Genomic DNA, 4004 nt, shown 5'->3' on the forward strand with positions numbered 1-4004 from the left:
GGATACGAGCAGCGTTCTACCAGGCGGGGCCTGCCGTCTTTGGTTAGGTGCTCCATCACGACCCATACCCGGGCAGCGCCGACCGCAAGGTCCATCGCCCCGCCGACCGCCGGTGCGGCATCGAGTTCCGACGTCGCCCAATTCGCGATGTCGCCGTTCGCGGCCGCCTCGAAGGCGCCCAGCACGCAGAGATCGAGATGTCCTCCTCGGATCATCGCGAAGCTGTCCGCGTGATGGAAGAAGCTGCCGCCGTCGTTCAGCGTCACGTGCTGCTTCCCGGCATTGATCAACCATGGGTCGGCCTCGCCGGCAGGCGGCGCCTTCCCCATGCCGAGCAGACCGTTCTCGGAATGGAAGATGACGTCCTTGCCACCGACCTGGTCGGCGACGAGGGTCGGTATACCGATGCCCAGGTTGACGTACCAACCCTCCGCGATGTCGCGGGCGACCCGCTCCGCCATCTGCGGTCGGGTCAGGGGATGATGTGTCGCGACGCTCATGCTGGTTTCCTCGTGCCATCGTCTGGATCGCCATAGGGCACGTGGACGACGCGGTTGACGAAGATGCCCGGGGTCACGACGGCCTCGGGATCGATCTCGCCGGCCTCTGCGACATGCTGGGTCTGAACGACCGTCCGCTTGCCTGCCATCGCCATAACGGGATTGAAGTTGCGCCCGCTCTTTCGGTAGACGAGGTTTCCCAGCCTGTCGGCGCGCCATGCCTCGATCAGGGCGACATCGCCTGCAAGAGCCGTCTCCATCACGTACCGCCGGCCCTGGAACTCGCGCTCCTCCTTGCCTTCCGCCAGGCGGGTGCCGACCGCCGTGGCCGTATAGAAGGCTGGGATGCCGGCGCCTGCCGCGCGCAGCCTTTCGGCCAGAGTGCCCTGCGGCACGATTTCAAGCTCGATGCGTCCTGCCTTGTAGAGTTCCTCGAACACGACCGAACCGGAGCTTTTTGGGAAGCTGCAAAGGATGCGGCGCACGCGACCAAGCTCCATCAAACGGGCGAGTCCCGTATGACCCGTGCCGGCATTGTTCGCCACCACCGTCAGGTCTTTTGCGCCTTGTTCGACAAGCCCTTCGATGAGGGCGTTCGGCTGCCCGACGCTTCCGAACCCGCCGACAAGCACCGTTGACCCATCCGCTATGCCGTCGAGTGCTTCGGCGACGCCCCGCACAAACTTGTTGATCACCTCGAAGACTTCTTAAATTGCGCGCATAGCGCACAACGTGTACGCTCAGCGAACAGAATGCAGGTCGGGGCGAGCGCTGTCAACGAAGTGCGACCTCGTTACGACCATTGACCGATTATATAGCGCCGCTGAAGTTCGATAGATTGGCACATGCTCGATCAAATCGAATGAATGTCTGCCATCACTACAGACCGCATCGAGACGTATGGTTTTTAAAAAAACCTTATGGCGGTTAGACTTGCGTCGTGATTACTTTACCAGGTTAATGCACTACCTTGGAAGAAGTCTTGGCGTTTTGGCAATATATCGGCAAGGGAAGCCGACACTTCGTCTTCATGCAGGTCTGAGACCTGCCGCTGCTGTTGAGCATCGCCATGGCTCCCGAGGAGATCTTCGCAAGCTGGCGGTGGAAGGCGATAAGCCTCGGCACCGTCGTGATGGTCCTGTGTGTGGTCACCACGCTTCTGACTTGGCTCTTCAGGAAGGCGCTTAGAGACCCAGAGCGCGCGGAGCAGGCGATGGCGGCGGCCAACGTCCGGCTCGCGACCACCGATGCGCTTACCGGCCTTTTGAATCGTCGTCGTTTTGACGAAGCTTTGGCTCGCGAAACGCGTCGCGCAGTCCGAAAGGCGAGACCTCTATCGCTGTTGCTGCTTGATGCGGACTGCTGCAAAGGGTTCAACGATCGGTACGGCCATCAGAAGGGCGATGAGGCCTTGAGGCCGATTGCCTGCGCGATAATGACGGCCTACGATCCAGCTGCGGATATCGCGTGCCGGATCGGCGCATAAGGGCCGCCGTGGCCTGGGTGAAGATGCCTCATGCAGCGAATGATCACGGGATCGTTTCGTAAGCGGTGGGTTGGCCGCCCGGGTGCGATCCCCCCTGGTGCGTGTGCTGGCCGCCGCGCGCCGCAGCGGTGCACTTCCGAAGTGCTGACTTTCACCGTCGTCGCAAAACGCGATTGGCACGAGGCCTCATCTTGTAGATGTCGACGAGCAGGTTGGCTACCCCGAGCCCAGCAGGCGCCAGATGGTTGTCGATGATGCGAAGCGAATGCGCTCTGATGCTTCCTGCTCGGATCTTCCTGTCGCCCGCGTCGCAAGGGGGTCGGCGCAGCCCGTCACCCTAACCGATTTGCGCCGGGTTGATCGGCAGACCTTCATCTCGACGACAGGACTTCGGCTGCCGGCTGCAAAAGTGAGCCGCCCTTGTTGAAGATTGCCATGTCGGACGATCTGACCAGAAGCGCTTCAGGCGCCGATCAAATATGCTCGTCATTGAAGCGATCATTAATCCTTAGATGGAATGCATGTCCTGAAGGGATGTTTGCATGCTTCTTATCACTGATCGGCCGAGCGAGGCGCACCACCTCCACAAGACACTGAGCCAGATCCAAAACTGCGCGGTCATCGCCTGGCACCAGGTTGCAACTTACTTGGGCGCGCCGTCGATCGTTATCTGTGACATCGGTTTCGGCAGCCAGGCATCGATCGAGTTGTTTCGTGATGCCGTTAGCCGCTACAGTGACGACGCTAAGGCACCGTTGCTGTGCTTGACGCGTGACGATGCCCATTTCTCTGACATGCAGCGCCACGCCGATGGTGCGGCCATGGTTCTTCGTCCGGAGACCCCGCAGGCGACCCTAGTCGAGATCGTCAAAAGCATCGTTAGACGCAAACAGGTACGAGCAGGCGACGCCGAACTCCATCGTTTTGTCCGACGGAGCATCGGAGAAGCTGACACGGTGCTCGTTGGGTTGTTTGAAGATGCACGTAGAGGCCATCAGGTATCCTTGTCAAATCTGGAACGCGGCGGACGTGCGATCGTAGCTGCCGTGGGCCGATCGCGCATCCGCGCGTGGCTCGACGTCGTCTGGCACTACGACGACATCACTTACCAGCACTGTCTCCTGGTCGCGGGCCTGACGGCAGCCTTCTCCTTCAATTTGGGGCTTTCCCTCAACAAGCAGCATTTCCTATCCCAGGCAGCGCTCCTCCATGATATCGGCAAGGCGCGGATCCCGCTCAAGATCCTGAACAAGCCGGGCAAGCTGACGGGCGCGGAGATGGATGTGATGCGGGGGCACACGACCATCGGTGCCGAGATGATTAGCAGCAGGCGCGCCGTCGACCGGCAGTTTCGCGAGATCGTCCGCTCTCACCACGAATATTTGGATGGTACGGGGTATCCCGACGGTCTACGGGGCGAGCAGATCTCCAACTTCATGCGCGTCATCACGATCTGCGACATATACGGCGCTCTTATCGAGCGCAGGTCCTACAAGGAGCCTCTGCCAGCCGGAAAGGCGCTTGCCGAACTGGTGGCTATGGGGCCAAAGCTCGACGGCGGTCTGGTCAAGGCCTTCCACCGTATGATCCTGGATGCCTGACCTCACGCGGAGGAGGAGCTGCATAAAAGGCGCACACCGCATGGAAGACTTGACGCTAAGCCGCTCTGTAAAGGCGAGGGGGCCTTTGCCGACCTAGAGCATCGGACCTTTAATCGGCCGCATGTCCTGCTGCGATGAAGTAATTCCAGCATTCCGTTTGGCTGAACAGGTCACAGATGCTGCCGATGGCCCGCCAAAGAGCGTCGAAGGTTCGCGCTTCGGCAGCGCGCAGGTGGGCCTTCAGCTTGGCAAAGGCCATTTCAATGGGGTTGAGGTCCGGGCTGTAGGGCGGCAGGAAGAGGAACCAGGCGCCGACGTCCTTCAGGATGCGCGCCGCCATGGGATCGTCGGCTTTCAATTTTGGCTCTGACTCAATCTGCGTGCAGTTTTCGGCAAGCGTGAAGGTTTCTGATTCGG

Annotated in this window: 5 protein-coding genes; 2 read left to right on the forward strand and 3 right to left on the reverse strand. The window is 60.5% G+C overall.

What is annotated here, in order from left to right:
- Both GSQ79_RS06280 and GSQ79_RS06285 read right to left on the reverse strand, forming a co-directional pair.
- Positions 1-500: CoA-transferase (locus GSQ79_RS06280; protein ID WP_246725129.1), on the reverse strand; the 500-nt coding region annotated here is incomplete at its 3' end.
- On the reverse strand, positions 497-1192 hold the full coding sequence (locus GSQ79_RS06285) for a 3-oxoacid CoA-transferase subunit A (RefSeq protein ID WP_210253019.1): 696 nt from the start codon (positions 1190-1192) through the stop codon (positions 497-499). The genes GSQ79_RS06285 and GSQ79_RS06280, both read right to left, overlap by 4 nt.
- Positions 1193-1713: 521 nt before the next feature.
- Here GSQ79_RS06285 and GSQ79_RS06290 point away from each other — a divergent pair.
- Both GSQ79_RS06290 and GSQ79_RS06295 read left to right on the forward strand, forming a co-directional pair.
- Positions 1714-1986, forward strand: a complete 273-nt coding sequence (locus GSQ79_RS06290) for a GGDEF domain-containing protein (RefSeq protein WP_158807871.1) — start codon at positions 1714-1716, stop codon at positions 1984-1986.
- A 542-nt stretch (positions 1987-2528) separates the two neighbouring features.
- Positions 2529-3587, forward strand: a complete 1059-nt coding sequence (locus GSQ79_RS06295) for an HD-GYP domain-containing protein (protein ID WP_158807872.1) — start codon at positions 2529-2531, stop codon at positions 3585-3587.
- 109 nt (positions 3588-3696) lie between these two features.
- Here GSQ79_RS06295 and GSQ79_RS29320 read toward each other — a convergent pair.
- On the reverse strand, positions 3697-4004 hold a 308-nt coding region (locus GSQ79_RS29320), incomplete at its 5' end, for a transposase (protein ID WP_246725130.1).

It is taken from the genome of Beijerinckia sp. L45 (assembly GCF_009765775.1).
Taxonomy (GTDB): Bacteria; Pseudomonadota; Alphaproteobacteria; order Rhizobiales; family Beijerinckiaceae; genus RH-AL1.